The organism is Arthrobacter sp. 754 (assembly GCF_040548695.1).
In the GTDB taxonomy this organism is placed as follows: Bacteria; Actinomycetota; Actinomycetes; order Actinomycetales; family Micrococcaceae; genus Arthrobacter.
Genome location: NZ_JBEPSC010000001.1, coordinates 766,219 through 783,684, shown reverse-complemented (window position 1 = coordinate 783,684; position 17,466 = coordinate 766,219). Strand labels below are relative to the sequence as shown.

General features: G+C 62.7%; 18 protein-coding genes. 17 read left to right on the top strand and 1 reads right to left on the bottom strand.

Features of this window, described 5'->3' with window-relative positions; genetic code table 11:
* Window positions 1-387 precede the first annotated feature (387 nt).
* The 6 genes from rpsL (at window position 388) to ABIA70_RS03690 (ending at window position 9,486) form a co-directional block, all read left to right on the top strand.
* Entirely contained in the window at window positions 388-762 is a 375-nt protein-coding gene (gene rpsL / locus ABIA70_RS03715) for a 30S ribosomal protein S12 (RefSeq protein WP_018773658.1), read from the top strand.
* A gap of 1 nt (window position 763) precedes the next feature.
* A complete protein-coding gene (gene rpsG, locus ABIA70_RS03710; protein ID WP_011692813.1) occupies window positions 764-1,234 on the top strand; it encodes a 30S ribosomal protein S7 in 471 nt (156 codons plus the stop codon).
* A gap of 69 nt (window positions 1,235-1,303) precedes the next feature.
* The gene (fusA, locus tag ABIA70_RS03705) at window positions 1,304-3,418 is read left to right on the top strand and encodes an elongation factor G (RefSeq protein ID WP_354146215.1); all 2,115 of its coding nucleotides are present in this window, start codon (window positions 1,304-1,306) and stop codon (window positions 3,416-3,418) included.
* A gap of 260 nt (window positions 3,419-3,678) precedes the next feature.
* Window positions 3,679-4,869, top strand: coding sequence for an elongation factor Tu (tuf, locus tag ABIA70_RS03700; protein ID WP_108600234.1), 1,191 nt, complete (start codon window positions 3,679-3,681; stop codon window positions 4,867-4,869).
* 180 nt (window positions 4,870-5,049) lie between these two features.
* Window positions 5,050-9,330, top strand: a complete 4,281-nt coding sequence (locus ABIA70_RS03695; protein WP_354146214.1) for a hypothetical protein — start codon at window positions 5,050-5,052, stop codon at window positions 9,328-9,330.
* A gap of 30 nt (window positions 9,331-9,360) precedes the next feature.
* The gene (locus ABIA70_RS03690) at window positions 9,361-9,486 is read left to right on the top strand and encodes a hypothetical protein (protein WP_258229142.1); all 126 of its coding nucleotides are present in this window, start codon (window positions 9,361-9,363) and stop codon (window positions 9,484-9,486) included.
* A 30-nt stretch (window positions 9,487-9,516) separates the two neighbouring features.
* Here the strand turns inward: ABIA70_RS03690 and ABIA70_RS03685 are convergent, their stop codons facing one another.
* Window positions 9,517-10,953 (bottom strand): GH1 family beta-glucosidase, encoded by a 1,437-nt coding sequence (locus ABIA70_RS03685; protein ID WP_354146213.1) that lies wholly within the window; start codon window positions 10,951-10,953, stop codon window positions 9,517-9,519.
* Between the two features lie 483 nt (window positions 10,954-11,436).
* On the opposite strand from ABIA70_RS03685, the gene rpsJ reads away from it, so the two are divergent.
* Genes rpsJ through rpsQ form a run of 11 tightly spaced genes read left to right on the top strand, consistent with a single transcriptional unit; the run spans window position 11,437 to window position 16,798 of the window.
* Complete coding sequence (rpsJ, locus tag ABIA70_RS03680; protein WP_038464699.1) at window positions 11,437-11,745, top strand: 30S ribosomal protein S10; 309 nt, start codon at window positions 11,437-11,439, stop codon at window positions 11,743-11,745.
* A 17-nt stretch (window positions 11,746-11,762) separates the two neighbouring features.
* A complete protein-coding gene (gene rplC / locus ABIA70_RS03675) occupies window positions 11,763-12,413 on the top strand; it encodes a 50S ribosomal protein L3 (RefSeq protein ID WP_108599010.1) in 651 nt (216 codons plus the stop codon).
* Window positions 12,414-12,417: 4 nt separating this feature from the next.
* Window positions 12,418-13,041 (top strand): 50S ribosomal protein L4, encoded by a 624-nt coding sequence (gene rplD / locus ABIA70_RS03670; protein WP_108599009.1) that lies wholly within the window; start codon window positions 12,418-12,420, stop codon window positions 13,039-13,041.
* On the top strand, window positions 13,038-13,343 hold the full coding sequence (gene rplW, locus ABIA70_RS03665; RefSeq protein WP_018773664.1) for a 50S ribosomal protein L23: 306 nt from the start codon (window positions 13,038-13,040) through the stop codon (window positions 13,341-13,343). Before rplD ends, rplW begins: the two co-directional genes overlap by 4 nt.
* 29 nt (window positions 13,344-13,372) lie before the next feature.
* Window positions 13,373-14,212 (top strand): 50S ribosomal protein L2, encoded by an 840-nt coding sequence (gene rplB / locus ABIA70_RS03660; RefSeq protein ID WP_056344386.1) that lies wholly within the window; start codon window positions 13,373-13,375, stop codon window positions 14,210-14,212.
* 12 nt (window positions 14,213-14,224) lie between these two features.
* Window positions 14,225-14,506, top strand: coding sequence for a 30S ribosomal protein S19 (gene rpsS / locus ABIA70_RS03655; RefSeq protein ID WP_011692805.1), 282 nt, complete (start codon window positions 14,225-14,227; stop codon window positions 14,504-14,506).
* Window positions 14,507-14,544: 38 nt separating this feature from the next.
* Window positions 14,545-14,910, top strand: coding sequence for a 50S ribosomal protein L22 (gene rplV / locus ABIA70_RS03650; RefSeq protein ID WP_003803798.1), 366 nt, complete (start codon window positions 14,545-14,547; stop codon window positions 14,908-14,910).
* The gene (gene rpsC / locus ABIA70_RS03645; protein ID WP_354146212.1) at window positions 14,911-15,744 is read left to right on the top strand and encodes a 30S ribosomal protein S3; all 834 of its coding nucleotides are present in this window, start codon (window positions 14,911-14,913) and stop codon (window positions 15,742-15,744) included. It begins immediately after the preceding gene.
* A complete protein-coding gene (gene rplP, locus ABIA70_RS03640; protein ID WP_354146211.1) occupies window positions 15,745-16,161 on the top strand; it encodes a 50S ribosomal protein L16 in 417 nt (138 codons plus the stop codon). It abuts the gene before it with no gap.
* Window positions 16,162-16,163: 2 nt separating this feature from the next.
* The gene (gene rpmC, locus ABIA70_RS03635) at window positions 16,164-16,493 is read left to right on the top strand and encodes a 50S ribosomal protein L29 (RefSeq protein ID WP_275212244.1); all 330 of its coding nucleotides are present in this window, start codon (window positions 16,164-16,166) and stop codon (window positions 16,491-16,493) included.
* Window positions 16,490-16,798 carry a 30S ribosomal protein S17 gene (gene rpsQ / locus ABIA70_RS03630; RefSeq protein WP_354146210.1) on the top strand — a complete coding sequence of 103 codons (309 nt, stop codon included), beginning with the start codon at window positions 16,490-16,492 and terminating at the stop codon, window positions 16,796-16,798. Before rpmC ends, rpsQ begins: the two co-directional genes overlap by 4 nt.
* Window positions 16,799-17,466 lie beyond the last annotated feature (668 nt).

Here is a 17,466-nt window from a genome sequence, read left to right as displayed (position 1 = left end):
AGCAACGCGGGGTCACTTACGGCCCAATCCACACCTCGGATTGGGCCCGGAGTGACCCCGCGTTGCTGTTTAAGGTACGACGGCGGGAGGCGGCGCTGTCATATACACCCGATTCAGGCGCTCGGGCAAGCCGTGCTAGACTTTGTGTAATTGTTCTGTGTGGCAGTGGATGAAGGCCGCCGCAGCATCATTTTGGTTTTGTTCTCATGATGCTTCGGTGGGAGCTTGTTTCCGGGTTGCGGGCTAGGTGCGCAACGAATGCCACGCTTTTGCACGCCTAAGCAAGATTCTAGACCTCACGGCTGCAGGGACAACGCCAAACCGGTGCAACACAAGGGCTGACGCCCGAATGCACCGGTAGAGATCAAACCAACGGAGAACACGAGAGTGCCTACGATTAACCAGCTGGTCCGCAAGGGCCGCACGCCGAAGGTCAAAAAGACCAAGGCCCCTGCCCTGAACGGCAGCCCGATGCGCCGCGGTGTTTGCACCCGCGTTTACACCACCACCCCCAAGAAGCCGAACTCGGCTCTTCGTAAGGTCGCACGCGTGCGCCTCAACGGTGGCATTGAAGTTACCGCTTACATCCCCGGTGTAGGCCACAACCTGCAGGAGCACTCCATTGTGCTCGTTCGCGGTGGTCGTGTTAAGGACCTTCCGGGTGTCCGCTACAAGATCGTCCGTGGCGCCCTCGATACCCAGGGTGTGAAGAACCGTAAGCAGGCACGCAGCCGCTACGGCGCAAAGATGGAGAAGAAGTAATATGCCTCGCAAGGGTCCGGCCCCCAAGCGGCCGCTCGTACTAGATCCCGTTTACGGCTCCCCGCTGGTCACTCAGTTGATCAACAAGGTTCTCGTTGACGGCAAGAAGTCCACCGCAGAGCGCATCGTTTACGGTGCCCTCGAAGGCGCCCGCGCCAAGTCCGGCGGCGACCCCGTAGCAGCCCTCAAGAAGGCCATGGAGAACGTCAAGCCTTCCCTCGAGGTCCGCTCACGCCGCGTTGGCGGCGCCACCTACCAGGTTCCGGTTGAGGTCAAGCCGGGCCGCTCCACCGCCCTCGCACTGCGTTGGCTGGTTGGCTACTCCAAGGCCCGCCGCGAAAAGACCATGACCGAGCGCCTCCAGAACGAAATCCTGGATGCCTCGAATGGTCTCGGTGCCGCTGTGAAGCGTCGCGAAGACACCCACAAGATGGCCGAGTCCAACAAGGCCTTCGCACACTACCGCTGGTAATACTTCCCGGACGCCGCCGGCTCAACAGAGCCGGCGGCGAACGTGCAGTCCATCCGAAAGGGAGACACCGTGGCACAGGACGTGCTTACCGACCTTAGTAAGGTCCGCAATATCGGCATCATGGCCCACATTGATGCCGGCAAGACCACCACCACCGAGCGCATCCTGTTCTACACAGGTGTGAACCACAAGATCGGCGAAACGCACGACGGCGCTTCGACCACTGACTGGATGGAACAGGAAAAGGAACGCGGCATCACCATCACGTCTGCCGCCGTGACCTGCTTCTGGGAAAACAACCAGATCAACATCATCGACACCCCCGGCCACGTTGACTTCACCGTTGAGGTTGAGCGCTCCCTGCGCGTCCTCGACGGCGCTGTTGCCGTTTTCGATGGCAAGGAAGGCGTTGAGCCGCAGTCCGAGACCGTCTGGCGCCAGGCTGACAAGTACAACGTTCCGCGTATCTGCTTCGTCAACAAGATGGACAAGCTCGGTGCTGACTTCTACTTCACCGTAGACACCATCATCGGCCGCCTCGGGGCCAAGCCGCTCGTCATGCAGCTCCCGATCGGTGCCGAGAACGACTTCATCGGCGTCGTCGACCTGCTCTACATGCGCGCACTGGTCTGGCCCGGCGACTCCAAGGGTGACGTCACCATGGGTGCCAAGTACGAGATCCAGGAGATCCCGGCTGACCTCAAGGAGAAGGCTGAAGAGTACCGCGCAACGCTCGTTGAGACCGTTGCAGAGTCCTCCGAAGAGCTCATGGAGAAGTACCTCGAAGGTGAAGAAATCTCCGAGGAAGAGCTCAAGGCCGGCATCCGCAAGATGACGATCAACTCCGAGCTGTACCCCGTGTTCTGTGGCTCTGCCTTCAAGAACCGCGGTGTCCAGCCGATGCTTGACGCCGTCGTCGACTACCTGCCGAACCCGCTCGACGTCCCGCCGATGATCGGTCACGATCCCCGCGACGAAGAGAAGGAACTGACGCGCAAGCCGTCTTCCGAGGAGCCGTTCTCGGCTCTGGCGTTCAAGATTGCCACGCACCCGTTCTTCGGTCAGCTCACCTTCATCCGCGTGTACTCCGGTCACGTGGAAGCAGGCTCGCAGGTGGTCAACTCCACCAAGGGCAAGAAAGAGCGCATCGGCAAGCTGTTCCAGATGCACGCCAACAAGGAAATGCCGGTTGACGGCGCTACCGCTGGCCACATCTACGCAGCGATCGGCCTGAAGGACACCACCACGGGCGACACCCTGTGCGACTCCTCCAACCAGATCGTCCTCGAGTCCATGAGCTTCCCGGAGCCCGTGATCTCTGTTGCGATCGAGCCGAACACCAAGGGAGACCAGGAGAAGCTCTCCACGGCCATCCAGAAGCTCTCCGCTGAGGACCCGACCTTCCAGGTCTCCCTCAACGAAGACACCGGTCAGACCATCATCGCCGGCATGGGCGAGCTCCATCTGGACATCCTGGTGGACCGCATGCGCCGCGAATTCAAGGTCGAGGCAAACGTGGGCAAGCCGCAGGTTGCTTACCGCGAAACCATCAAGCGTGCTGTAGAGCGTCACGACTACACGCACAAGAAGCAGACCGGTGGTTCGGGCCAGTTCGCAAAGATCCAGATTGCGATCGCTCCTTTGGACACGTCCGAAGGCGAGCTGTACGAGTTCGAGAACAAGGTCACCGGTGGCCGTATTCCCCGCGAATACATCCCGTCGGTGGACGCCGGTATCCAGGATGCACTGAACGACGGCGTCCTGGCCGGTTACCCGGTTGTCGGCATCAAGGCCACGCTGATTGACGGCGCGTACCACGATGTTGACTCCTCGGAAATGGCGTTCAAGATCGCCGGCCGGATGGCTTTCAAGGAAGCTGCCCGCAAGGCGAACCCCATCCTGCTCGAACCGCTGATGGATGTCGAGGTCCGCACCCCTGAGGAATACATGGGTGAAGTTATCGGTGACCTCAACTCCCGCCGTGGCCAGATGCAGTCCATGGAAGATGCCCAGGGCGTCAAGGTCATCCGCGCGCACGTCCCGCTGTCCGGCATGTTCGGCTACATCGGTGACCTGCGCTCTAAGACCCAGGGCCGCGCTGTGTACTCCATGACGTTCCACAGCTACGCCGAGGTCCCGAAGGCATACGCCGACGAGATCATCCAGAAGAACCGCGGCGAGTAGCCTCCAGGCTCTCGCAGCAACAAACTCGGGTGCGTTTCCGGTTCCGGAAACCCACCTGGTGCAGATGGCCGGCTCCCCGGTCAGTGCCATCCGGTCCAGCCGGGGCCGGCCATCTGCACCGACAGGCTCGTGGGACTAGTATTAGTTCCTGAATCTGCAATTTCATCAATCCAAAGCCCCCCAAGTAGACTTACTCAAAGTTTCGCCGCGACAAGCGCGGTCGAAGGGTAAGTCATTTGAAAACGTTCTAGGAGGAACCTGTGGCAAAGGCAAAGTTCGAGCGGACTAAGCCGCACGTTAACATCGGCACCATTGGTCACGTTGACCACGGTAAGACGACGTTGACGGCCGCGATTTCCAAGGTGCTGTACGACAAGTACCCGACACTCAACGAGCAGCGCGACTTCGCGTCCATTGACTCTGCTCCCGAAGAGCGTCAGCGCGGCATTACCATCAACATCTCCCACGTTGAGTACCAGACCGAGAAGCGCCACTACGCACACGTAGACGCTCCGGGTCACGCTGACTACATCAAGAACATGATCACCGGTGCTGCACAGATGGACGGTGCAATCCTCGTGGTTGCCGCCACTGACGGCCCGATGGCTCAGACCCGCGAGCACGTCCTGCTCGCCCGCCAGGTTGGCGTTCCCTACCTGCTGGTTGCTCTGAACAAGTCGGACATGGTTGACGACGAAGAACTGCTGGACCTCGTTGAAATGGAAGTTCGTGAGCTGCTTTCCGCTCAGGGCTTCGATGGCGACGAAGCACCCGTCGTTCGCGTCTCCGGCCTGAAGGCCCTCGAAGGCGACCCGGTTTGGGTCAAGTCCGTCGAGGACCTCATGGAAGCTGTCGACAACTCGGTACCGGACCCCGTTCGTGACCGTGACAAGCCCTTCCTGATGCCGATCGAAGACGTCTTCACGATCACCGGCCGTGGCACCGTTGTTACGGGCCGCGCCGAGCGTGGAACCCTCGCCATCAACTCCGAGGTCGAGATCGTCGGCATCCGCCCGGTCCAGAAGACCACGGTTACCGGTATCGAGATGTTCCACAAGCAGCTCGACGAAGCATGGGCCGGCGAGAACTGTGGCCTCCTGCTCCGCGGTCTGAAGCGTGATGACGTAGAGCGTGGCCAGGTTGTCGTCAAGCCGGGTTCCATCACCCCGCACACCGACTTCGAGGCTAACGTCTACATCCTCTCCAAGGACGAAGGCGGGCGTCACAACCCGTTCTACTCCAACTACCGCCCGCAGTTCTACTTCCGCACCACGGACGTAACCGGCGTTATCACCCTGCCTGAGGGCACGGAAATGGTTATGCCTGGCGACAACACTGAGATGACCGTTGCGCTCATCCAGCCCATCGCCATGGAAGAGGGCCTCGGCTTCGCTATCCGCGAAGGCGGCCGCACCGTTGGTTCAGGACGCGTCACCAAGATCATCAAGTAACTTCTTGCTGATCTGTGATTGATCGCTGAACCGCAAGGCCGTCTGACGGCCTGAGGTGAAGTTTGGAACAGCCCCGCTGCTGGTGCAGCGGGGCTGTTCTTTGCTACAGTTAATCCAGTCATTGGATTAATGTTCAAGTTCAAACCGGACAGACGGCCTGTCTTCGGGAGAGGGACCATCGTGGACGATGAATCTTACGAAGCGGGCTATCGTGCCGGCCACCTGCAGGGGTGGCTGGACGCCATGGCCAGGGTTCAGGGCCTGACGACGGCGGGCAGTGTGCCCGCGCGGGCACCGTCAGTGCCTGCCTCGGAAGCCACTGGCCCCTTGGCGCCGGCGTTGCCGTTCGCTGAAGTATCGCCGCCTCCACCTGCGACGACCCCCGAACCTCCTGTGCGGGTGACTGTTCCGGCTCCGCCGGTTTCGCCGTCACCCCCGCTGTCGCCCTTGCACCCACGTTCCGGTTCCCCACGTCTGCCTGGCCGCCCCCGGGTTGCCGTGCCCCGTGCGGTCTCGGAGACGCCCGCCGAGCGGCAGGCGCGGCGGGAAAAACGGGACCGCCAGAACATCAACATCACCCTGTATGTCGCCAGCCTGTTGTTGGTGGCAGCTGCTGCGTTGTTCATTGGTACGAGCCTGCCACCGGTGCTGCGCTTCGCGGGTGTCTGCGTTGTGACCGCGCTGTTCTACGGTGCGGGGTTTGTGCTTCTTGCCCGGGTGCCCCGGCTCAAACCAGCGGCAGTGGCCTTTACAGGCACGGGCCTGGCTATGGTTCCCGTGACCGGACTCGCTCTGTACAACTTCGCCCTGCACGACGGCCCGGCTGCCTGGCTGATCACGTCGTTGATCGGCACGGCCGGCTACGTAGCGGCAGCGGTGCGCCTCGAAAGCCGGGTGCTGGTGTACCTCTCGCTTACCTTCGTTGCATCTGCCGCGTGCTCCGGTGTCTCCGTCCTTGGCGGTGCGTTGGTCTGGTACTTCGCCGTACTCATAGGCGTCGCCGTCATCCTGACGGCGCTTGCTCTGGTCAGGCCGGGCTGGTTGCCGCCGGTTTACGTCAGGCCGCTGACGGTGCTGCACCCGATGTTGGTTCCGGCTGTGGCGGCCACCGCCACGTTCCTGCCCGTACGGCTGGACAAGGCGGAATACGCCTTGGTCATGGGAATGTGCGGACTGTACTTCGCACTGATGTCTGCGGCTCCGTTGAGCCCGGTGGTTCCCGCTCGGCTGAGGCTGCTCAACCTCTACGGTGCACGTGCCGCCCTCACCCTTGCCGGCGTCGTCGAGGTCTGGCACCTGAGCGGCCGTGGGAGTGTCGCTCTGCTTGCTGCCGCCGCCCTGCTTGCCGTCCAGGCTGTGGCAGTGGCGTTGCTGTCAGAGCGGCTGGCCGCTTGGTTCCCGCAGCCCCCCACAACTGACTTGCCGGCCGTCCAGGACGCGCCGGGCCAGAGCGGCGGGCGCTGGCGCGTCGACGCGTCGTTGACTTTTGGACTGCAGATCGGGGCAGCGGCGTTGTATTGCCTCCAAGAAGTTGGTGTCCGAATCCTTCGCGGTGCCGCCTTCGGGGCAGTGGACGCGGGTTCTGTGCCGCTGTGGGTTCCGGTAGCGCTGTCTGTGGCCACGGGCATGGTGCTTGCCCTCAGGTGGGCGGGCCGGAGCGAATGGGCGCCCGTAGCCGGGCTGGCATTGGCAGTTGTCGCGTCTCCTTCGATGGGCGCATGGCCGCTGGCTGTCCTGCTGGTCCTCTCGGCCGGCTACTGGGCGGTCCGCGGCGTGTACTCCGCGGGTGATTTTCGGGGCCGCCTGATCACGGGTGCCCGGCTGGCCCTGACCTTGGCGGTTCCCGTGACGGTCGCGGCGGTGCTGGATGACAGTCCGGGGTGGGCGGAGGCTTCCGTGTTCGCCCTGCTGGTTGCACTGGTGTGCCAGCAGCTTGTGACCGCAATCCTGGAGCGTTCACGGGTCCGGACGTTGGCGCCGCAGGCCACCCTTGGAGTTTTCGGTGGCGGCGGGATGCTGGTCCTGATCGGGCTGGCGGCCTTGGAGGCGTCGCCCGACCGGACCCTTACGGCCGCCGGACTGCTCGTCCAGCTGGTAGCAGCACTCGTCGTCGGGACGCTGCTGGTTCCACGGCCCGCCGCGGAACGGGGCTGGTCTGCCACGGTGTGGGAAGCCTTGCCGCTTGGCATGTCCCTGGTCACCGCTGCGGTCGCGTTCGAGGCCGTGTCCCAGGCTGCCGGAAATCTGGCGCTTCTCCTGGTGGTTGCCTATCTGCTGGTCACGGCTGCGCGACTTCGCGCACGCCAGCACCGCTGGACTTACTGGTGGTTGGGCCGGGCGGCGGCCACGGTCCTCGCACTCACGGCGTTCCACCAACTGCAGGAAGAGGGCGGCCCGCTGGTCATCGCGCAGGACGTGCTTTATCCCGGCACGGTCCTCGTGACGGTCCTGGCACTCCAGCTGAGCTTTCCGCTGATCGCGGCCGCCCGCCGTCGGGCGCCCCGTTTCATTCTCGCGGACGCCGGCGCTGTCCTTCTTGTCCAGCTCGCCTGCGCTGCCGCTTTTGCCGGGGGTGACTGGGCAGGCTGGCAGGGGACCGTGGCTGTGGTCCTCGTGGCCCTCTGCGCCGCGGCCGCAGGCTATTTCCTCCGGAGTGAATCCGGCGCCGTCTGGCTGGCCCCCACTGCCCTGGTCCTGCTGCTGGCACTGACCGGCGGCGGCCTCCTCGAAATTGAACTGATCATCGGTGTGTTTGCCGTTTACTCCGCACTGATGGTGGTGGCCGAGCCGCAGCGTGTCCGGAAGGGCTGGTACTTTGTCGCTGCCCGCGTGCTGACTGCGGCTCTGGCGCTGGTGCTCAGCTACGACATCACAGCTTCGCCCACAGTGGTGTCCCTGACTTTCGCTGTGGTGCTGGCCTCCCAGCACGCGGTCCGCTGGATGATGCGCTCTCGGCTGTCCGAAGTACCGTTCCAGCAGGCGGCAGTCTGGATCACCCTGGCAGGGCAGGCCCTGCTGCCCCTGGCGTACGTCGTGCAGCCAGGCACGGCTGGGCTGCTCGCCCAGGACGGCGACGGCGGCCGCTGGGTAGTACTGCTGGAACTGCTGATGCTCGTGGCTTCCTCCGTAGTGGCAAGAAAACTCTTTGCCGCGCGGGGCGCCCTGTACTTCGCTGTCTACGCAGCACTGTTCTGGGTGCTTGCGCTGGGTCCGCTGGTCACTTTCGGCGGGACGTTCCTGGCGTCCCCGGTCCTGAGCCACACCGGAACCACTGCGGTACTGCTGTTCCTTGCCGTGATTTCGACCGCTGCCGGCGTCATTCGGCGGAACCGGAACGCGGGTGTGGACGACGTTGAACACTGGTTGTGGCTGGTCATGGCCGGATCCTCTGCCGCTGTGGCCCTAATCGTCTCGCCTCTTGCCGCGGACTGGGTGGCCGGCGGCGCGGTACTGGTCCTTTCGGGCGTCGGTTTTACTGCCTCACACGTCGAGAAGGTGCCGGAGTACTACCCCCCGGCAGCCCTGGCGGCAGTTGGCGGCGGTGTCATTCTTGCAGCCGAAGCTTATGCAGACCTGCCTGGTGCCTGGGGCGTATTCCTGCCGTGGCTGAGCGGGGCGGCGGCTGCTTCCGCCATCCTGTACGCTGCGAGGCTCTACCGCAGCGGGCCGCTGGGGAACGATCCGGTACGACGCTGGTCACTGGCGGGGGCAGCTTTCCTCGGCCTCATCGTCGCGGCCCTGGTTGGGGTCCGGCATGATGCAACGTCCTGGACGGCGGCTGCAGTGCTGGCCATCGCTGTCGCGGTTGCTTACCGGGAGGCACCGGCCTGGTCGCGCCGTGTTGTCTTCGAGGTTGGCGCGATTTTGGTGACCGCAGCGGTCCAGCGTGCTGCCCTCTTCGAGCTTGACGGGCAGGGAGGCGGCGCCGGCAGGCTGTGGGCCGGTCTGCCCGATCCGTTCTGGGCGGTTCAGTGGTATGTGCTGCTGGCGGCCGGTCTCGCTGCCCTGAGGTATGCCTCCGGCAGCCGGCCCGCCGGTCGTTTCCTGGCGGGTGCGGCGTCTGTGCTGCTGTCAGTAAGCGGGCTGGGCGTGGTGTTCGGCGGCGCCGGCGGCCAGCAGCTCTGGGTGCTGGTACTACTTGCCCTGCTCCTGGTGGCTGGACTCGGCTTGGGGGAGCGACTGTTTGTCTGGTGGGGTGCTGCCGGCGTTGCCGCCTGCATCCTGTGGGCGATGAGGAACTATACGTTCCTGCTGCTGGCGGTCATCGCTGCCGGGCTCATCGTCTTTGCCGTCTGGCGCCTGAACCGTGGCCCGGCAGCTGGTCCGGCGGCCGGCCCAGCGCTAGGGCCGGCTGTAGGCCCGCCAAGTTACGGGCCTGGACGTGACGCGCCTGGGGAAGCCGGACCTGAGCCCGTAGGGCAGGAGCCTGCCGGAGCCCGTGAGCCGTCCGGCAGGCCCTGATACTGTTGCTGGGAGCGAGAGGAGTACATCATGGAATGGCTGATTTTTTTGATCATTGCAGCGGCAGTGGTGGCCGGAGTGTTCTGGGCCAAGAAGCATTTCCGCAACGAGATTGACCGCGCCAAGCGCATCAACCGGGCGAACAAGAACCAGTAGGCTGCCGGCCGGGCAGAGAGCCGAAACGCGTCAGCCCAGCCGCGATTTCCGGGCGTGGCTGAGCGCCTGGTACCAGTAGAAGGATTCCTTCGGGGTCCGCTCCAACGTTTCGAAATCCACGTGCACCAGCCCGAACCGCTGGGAGTAGCCGGCCGCCCATTCAAAGTTGTCCATCAGCGTCCAGACGTAGTAGCCGCGGAGATCGACGTCGTGGGCAATCCCCCCGGGCGCGGTCGCTTCCATGGCATGGTGCAAGTGCCCCGAAATGTAATCGATCCGCTGATGGTCCTGGATAGGTCCCGTCACATGATCCGGTTCAGGGAAGCTCGCGCCGCTTTCAGTGATGTACAGCGGTGGCAGGTTCTCCCCGTAGCGGTCCTTGAGCTCGCGCAACATGGTGCCCAGGTGCTCGGGGGCCACCGGCCAGCCGAAACCCGTCGTCCCGTACTCGTGGAACGGCACCTGGTGCGCAGGAATCCGGACCATCGCTTCCGCGGGAACGGCAATGCTTTCGTAAGCGCCGCGCCCGGCCGCTACCCGCACCGGCTGGTAGTAGTTGACACCGTAGAAGTCCAGAGGCTGGTGGATCGTCTTCAGATCGGCATCGGAGATCCTGCCGAAGGAACGCAGCCATGGCTTGGCCAGACGCAAAGAGGAAGGGTACCGGCCCACAAGGATCGGATCGGCATAAATCCGGTTCAGCATCAGGTCGAACACCTTCGCGACGGCCCTGTCGGTGATCTTGCCTGTGGCCGGCTGGACCGGGGAGTGCAGGTTTGTTACCCCAACACCGCCCCGGACTCCTTCGGCCCGCAATGCCTGAACGGCCAGGCCGTGGGCGAGTAGCTGGTGGTGGACAGCGGGGAAAGCGTCGAAAAGCAGGCCCTGACCGGGAGCATGGACGCCCAGTGCGTAGCCGTTGAGCACCACGGAGGCAGGTTCGTTGAGGGTGACCCACTGGTCCACCCGGTCCCCAAAGCGGCGGCCGGCCGCTGCAGAGTACTCCGCGAAGCGCTCCGCGGTGGCCCTGTTCATCCAGCCGCCGCTGTGTTCCAGGGGCAGGGGTGTGTCCCAGTGGTACAGGGTGGCCATGGGGGAGATGCCCGCTTCGAGCAACTGGTCGATCAGGCGGTCGTAGAAGTCCAGGCCCTGTTCGTTATATGGACCGCGGCCGTCCGGTTGGATCCGCGGCCATGAGATGGAAAAACGGTAGGAATCCACGCCGAGCTCCCGCATCAGTGCCACGTCTTCTGGAGAGCGGTTGTAATGGTCGCACGCCATCGCGGGGGAGTGTCCATCCATGATGGCGCCGGGCTTTTCTGCGAAGGCATCCCATCCTGAGGCGCCGCGGCCATCGGCCGACAGCGCGCCTTCGATCTGGAAGGCTGCTGACGCGACCCCAAGGGTGAACGAGCGCGGCAGGCGGGCGGCCAGATTCCTCACGGAAGCGTCATGTTCGACGGTCATTCCCTTATCATCCATTCGGATGTTGCCGAAGGCAATGACCCGGGACGGACTGCGGCGGGAACCCGCCGGTGCTGCCGGCCAGCGACCCCACCTGCAGGGACGGCGTCGAACGCGGGAACGTGCGCCTCCCCTCGGCCCAATAGCCCAGATTCGCTTCTACGCATAATATCCGGCATACTAGATGAGTTGTTCAAGCGCTTCTTCGTGTCCCGATCCGGATAATGCCGGGTGTCAGGGTCCAAGTTGAAGACCAAACATAACCCACTCCCCACGGAACTGCGGATTTGTATGCGTGCCAAGCGCGACACGCCCGACCGCGGGGGTCGGTTACGCCGGCAGGTTGAGGAACCCGGATTCTTCCGGATTCAGCTTGTGCGGCGGGTGGCAGTTCAGACTTCAAATGCTTCGGCAGCCACATGCAACACGCAAGTAAACAGAGCAGCCCTCACCGGAGCAGCACTAACTGAAAGAGAGTCAGGCGACATGGCGGGACAAAAAATCCGCATCCGGCTGAAGTCATATGACCACGAGGTCATTGATGTTTCAGCACGGAAGATCGTTGAGACGGTCACGCGCGCAGGCGCCACGGTAGTTGGCCCCGTGCCGCTTCCGACGGAGAAGAACATCTACTGCGTAATCCGCTCTCCGCACAAGTACAAAGACAGCCGCGAGCACTTTGAAATGCGCACGCACAAGCGTCTTATCGACATCATCGATCCCACGCCCAAGGCTGTTGATTCGCTCATGCGTCTCGACCTGCCGGCAGACGTGAACATCGAAATCAAGCTGTAGGGAGGTGCTGAGAGACTATGACCGCAACCCGTAACGTAAAGGGCCTGCTGGGCACGAAGCTCGGCATGACCCAGGTCTGGGACGAGAACAACAAGCTCATCCCCGTCACTGTGGTCCAGGCAGATTCGAACGTCATCACCCAGCTGCGCAACGCAGACACTGATGGCTATGTCGCTGTTCAGATCGGCTACGGCCAGATCGATCCCCGCAAGGTCACCAAGCCGCTGGCTGGTCACTTTGAAAAGGCAGGCGTCACGCCTCGCCGCCACGTCGTCGAACTGCGCACTGCAGATGCTGACACTTACGAGCTGGGCCAGGAGCTTTCTGTTGAGCTCTTCGAAGCCGGCCAGAAGATCGACGTTATTGGCACCACCAAGGGTAAGGGCTTCGCCGGTGTTATGAAGCGTCACGGCTTCCACGGCGTTGGAGCTTCCCACGGTGCCCACAAGAACCACCGTAAGCCCGGTTCAATCGGTGGCGCATCCACCCCGAGCCGCGTCTTCAAGGGCATGAAAATGGCCGGCCGCATGGGCGCCGTTCGTCACACCACGCTGAACCTCACGGTTCACGCAGTTGACGTCGAGAAGTCGCTGCTCCTGATCAAGGGTGCCGTCCCCGGCGCCCGCGGCCAGGTCGTACTCGTACGCACCGCCGTGAAGGGAGCCTAGTTCAATGACTAGCACTGTCAAGGTTGACCTGCCCGCAGAGATCTTCGACGTACAGACCAACGTGCCTTTGCTGCACCAGGTCGTCGTTGCCCAGCTCGCTGCTGCTCGCCAGGGTACCCACAAGACCAAGACCCGCGCCGAGGTTTCCGGTGCAGGTCGCAAGCCGTTCAAGCAGAAGGGCACCGGCCGCGCCCGTCAGGGTTCAATCCGTGCTCCTCACATGACCGGTGGTGGCGTTGTCCACGGTCCCACACCGCGTGACTACAGCCAGCGCACCCCCAAGAAGATGATTGCTGCTGCACTGCGCGGCGCACTCTCTGACCGGGCCCGCAACGGACGCATCCACGTTGTTGCTGAACTGGTGGAGGGCACCAAGCCGTCCGTCAAGAACGCACTTGCAACCTTGCGCGGAGTTTCCGAGCGCAAGAACCTGCTGGTTGTCATCGAGCGCGCCAACGATGTTGCAGCACTTTCCGTGCGCAACCTCGCCGGTGTTCACGTTCTGTACGCAGACCAGCTGAACACCTACGACGTACTCGTCTCTGACGACGTTGTCTTCACCAAGGCTGCCTACGAAGCATTCGTTGCTGACAAGGCAGTAGCTAAGAACGAGGAGGATGCCAAGTGAGTGCAGCCACCATCAAAGACCCGCGCGACGTCGTGCTTGCACCCGTCGTATCGGAAAAAAGCTACGGCCTGATCGATGAGGGCAAGTACACCTTCCTGGTGGACCCCCGCTCGAACAAGACCGAGATCAAGCTGGCCGTGGAGAAGATTTTCTCCGTCAAGGTCGAATCGATCAACACCATCAACCGTGCCGGTAAGCGCAAGCGCACCAAATTCGGATGGGGTACCCGCAAGAACACCAAGCGTGCAATTGTGAGCCTCAAAGAAGGCACCATCGACATCTTCGGCGGTCCGCTCTCGTAGCGGAGACCACTTTAACGAGGAAATAAATTATGGGAATCCGTAAATACAAGCCGACTACCCCGGGCCGTCGTGGCTCGAGCGTAGCGGACTTCACTGAAATCACGCGGTCGACGCCGGAAAAGTCGTTGGTACGTCCCCTCCCGAAAAAGGGTGGCCGTAACAACTCCGGTAAGATCACGACCCGTCACAAGGGTGGTGGCCACAAGCGCCAGTACCGTCTGATCGACTTCCGTCGCCACGACAAAGACGGCGTCAACGCCCGCGTTGCCGAAATCGAGTACGATCCGAACCGCACGGCTCGCATCGCCCTCCTGCACTACGTTGATGGCACCAAGCGTTACATCATCGCCCCGAACAAGCTCTCCCAGGGTGACGTAGTAGAAGCAGGGTCCGGTGCTGACATCAAGCCCGGCAACAACCTGCCGCTGCTCAACATCCCGGTTGGTACCGTAATCCACGCAGTTGAACTGCGTCCGGGTGGCGGCGCCAAGATGGGCCGCTCCGCCGGCGCATCGATCCAGCTTGTTGCCAAGGAAGGCCGCTTCGCCCAGCTGCGTCTGCCTTCCGGCGAAATCCGCAACGTTGACGTGCGCTGCCGCGCAACCGTCGGCGAGGTCGGCAACGCCGAGCAGTCGAACATCAACTGGGGTAAGGCCGGCCGCATGCGCTGGAAGGGCGTCCGCCCGACCGTCCGTGGTGTCGCGATGAACCCGGTTGACCACCCGCACGGTGGTGGCGAGGGTAAGACGTCCGGTGGACGTCACCCCGTCAACCCGAACGGTAAGCGGGAAGGCCGCACGCGCCGCCCCAACAAAGAGAGCGACAAACTCATTGTTCGTCGCCGTCGTACTGGCAAGAACAAGCGATAGGAGCCTGGACACATGCCACGCAGCCTGAAAAAAGGTCCTTTCGTTGACCAGCACCTCTTTGTAAAGGTGGACAGGGAAAACGAAAAGGGCACCAAGAACGTCATTAAGACCTGGTCCCGCCGTTCGATGATCATCCCCGACATGCTCGGGCACACGATCGCCGTACACGACGGACGCAAGCACATTCCGGTGTTTGTCACTGAGTCGATGGTCGGGCACAAGCTCGGCGAATTCGCTCCCACGCGGACATTCCGCGGCCATGTCAAGGACGACCGTAAGGGCAAGCGCCGCTAGGCGCCTGCACTTACGTCAAAGACGAGAGAAGGAAAGCAATGGAAGCCAAGGCAATTGCGCGTCACATCCGCGTAACGCCTATGAAGGCCCGGCGCGTCGTCAACCTTGTTCGTGGTAAGCAAGCGAATGAGGCTCTGGCAATTCTGAAGTTTGCCCCCCAGGCAGCTTCGGAGCCGGTATTCAAGGTAGTTCAGTCGGCAATCTCCAACGCCCGGGTCCTCGCGGACCGCGACGGCGTGGCGTTTGACGAAGGTGACCTCATCATCAGCGAAGCGTTTGTTGATGAAGGCCCGACCATGAAGCGGTTCCAGCCGCGAGCCCAGGGTCGTGCATTTCAGATCAAGAAGCGCACGAGCCACATCACCGTGGTAGTCGCTACCCCGGAGAAAGAGGAGGCTCGCTAAGTGGGACAGAAAGTTAACCCGCACGGGTTCCGACTCGGCATCACCACCGATCACGTATCGCACTGGTTTGCTGACAGCACCAAGGCCGGCCAGCGGTACAAGGACTTCGTTCGCGAAGACATCCGTATCCGCCAGCTCATGTCCGTTGGCATGGAGCGCGCCGGTATCGCCAAGGTTGAGATCGAGCGCACCCGTGACCGTGTCCGCGTGGATATCCACACGGCACGTCCCGGCATCGTCATCGGTCGCCGTGGCGCCGAAGCAGACCGCATCCGCGGCGAGCTGGAGAAGCTCACCGGCAAGCAGGTTCAGCTGAACATCCTCGAGGTCAAGAACCCCGAGATGGAAGCACAGCTTGTTGCCCAGGGCGTTGCTGAGCAGCTGACTTCCCGCGTGGCTTTCCGCCGTGCGATGAAGAAGGCCATGCAGTCCGCGCAGCGTGCAGGTGCCAAGGGCATCCGTATTGCGTGCTCCGGTCGACTGGGCGGCGCAGAAATGTCCCGCTCGGAGTTCTACCGCGAAGGCCGTGTGCCCCTGCACACCCTCCGTGCGAACATCGACTACGGCTTCTACGAGGCCAAGACCACCTTCGGCCGCATCGGCGTGAAGGTCTGGATCTACAAGGGTGACGTCACCGCCAAGGAACTGGCTCAGCAGGCAGCTGCTGCTCCGTCCCGTGGCCGCGGCCCCAGCGACCGTCCGGGCCGTCCCGGCGGCGCTGACCGTGGTGACCGCCGCCGTCGTACCGACCGTCCGGCAGCAGAGGCAGCTCCGGCTGCCGCCGCTCCGGCAGTTGAGGCTGCACCCGCTGCAGTAGAAGGAGGACAGGCTTAAATGCTTATCCCACGTCGAGTCAAGCACCGCAAGCAGCACCACCCGGGTCGTACCGGTACTGCTACTGGCGGCACCAAGGTCTCCTTCGGTGAGTACGGCATCCAGGCTCTGAGCCCGGCATACGTTACCAACCGTCAGATCGAGTCTGCACGTATTGCGATGACCCGCCACATCAAGCGTGGCGGTAAGGTCTGGATCAACATTTACCCGGACCGTCCTATCACGAAGAAGCCTGCCGAAACCCGCATGGGTTCCGGTAAGGGTTCACCGGAATGGTGGGTCGCTAACGTCAAGCCGGGCCGGGTTCTCTTTGAGATCTCCGGCGTCGAAGAATCGGTAGCCCGCGAGGCCCTGCGCCTTGCAATCCACAAGCTCCCGTTGAAGGCACGCATTTTGCGTCGCGAAGGTGGTGAATAGAAATGGCAGTAGGATCCAAGGAACTTGCATCCGCACAGCTGGACACGTTCGACAACGAGCGCCTCGTTGAAGAACTCCGTAAGGCTAAGGAAGAGCTGTTCAACCTGCGTTTCCAGTCCGCCACCGGTCAGCTGGAGAACCACGGTCGTCTGCGCGCGGTAAAGAAGGACATCGCACGCATCTACACCGTTCTCCGTGAGCGCGAGCTGGGCATTCGTGCCGAGGTTGCCGCACCCGTTGTGGAAGCCAAGGAAGAAAAGAAGTCCAAGAAGGCAGCAACCAAGAAGGCCGACAAGGCTGAAACGGTTGAGACCGAGGAGGATGCCAAGTGACTGAAAAGGACGAGAACGTGACGGAAACTGTTTCCGCGGCAGCTACAGCTGCCGAGCGCGGTGACCGTAAGACGAAGCGCGGCTACGTGGTCTCGGACAAGATGGAAAAGACCATCGTTGTCCAGGTTGAGGACCGCGTGAAGCACGCCCTTTACGGCAAGGTCATCCGCCGCAACACCAAAATCAAGGCTCACGACGAAGAGAACACCGCCGGCATCGGCGACCTCGTTCTCCTCGCCGAGACCCGCCCGCTGTCCGCTACTAAGCGGTGGCGCCTGGTCGAGATCCTCGAAAAGGCCAAGTAACACCTGCAGCTCTGGTTCCAGAGTTGCTTTGGAAGCCCCCGTTCCCCTTTGTGGGAGCGGGGGTTTCCTGCGTCCGGGGGAGCGGGTGGCGTGCCGGCGCTGGGCGGCTGTCACGCACAGCACGGTTTTATCGACTGCCCGCCGGCGGCGGGCCGGGTTTTCGGGTGAGCGGCGCGTCAGGGGGGCCAAAAGCCTGCCGTGCGTGACGCCGTCGTCCGTCTTGCCTGGACGCTCTGTCACTTAACGCAGGTTTTTGGGGAACCCTCTCTCACCTCTCGTCCACAGGGCGGGAGGAAGTGACAGAGGGTTGTCCGGAAAGGCGCATTAAGTGCCAGAGGGTCGATGGAAAAGCGGCAGGGAGTGCCAGGGCGTCCGGGGGAGTGGCGATGGGCTTCCGCGTTGGGCGGTGGCAGTCCCCTGTGATATGGGGGCTGGGCTTTCCTGTGCTAGGATATTGAGTTTGTATGGCGCCGTTCGTGCGCCGTCATCTACCTCGTAAACAATCGTGCCACGGCATAGTGCCCCCTTGCGCAACGGATCCGTCCGGACCGCCTGGGAAGCAAATGTTTTTGGCACGGGAGTTTAGGCCTGGTCTGGCAAAATCCAGGCAGGTCAAGAGACACCCCGATCAACCGTTCCGCAAGGCTCATTCCGTAGGAAGATTTTCG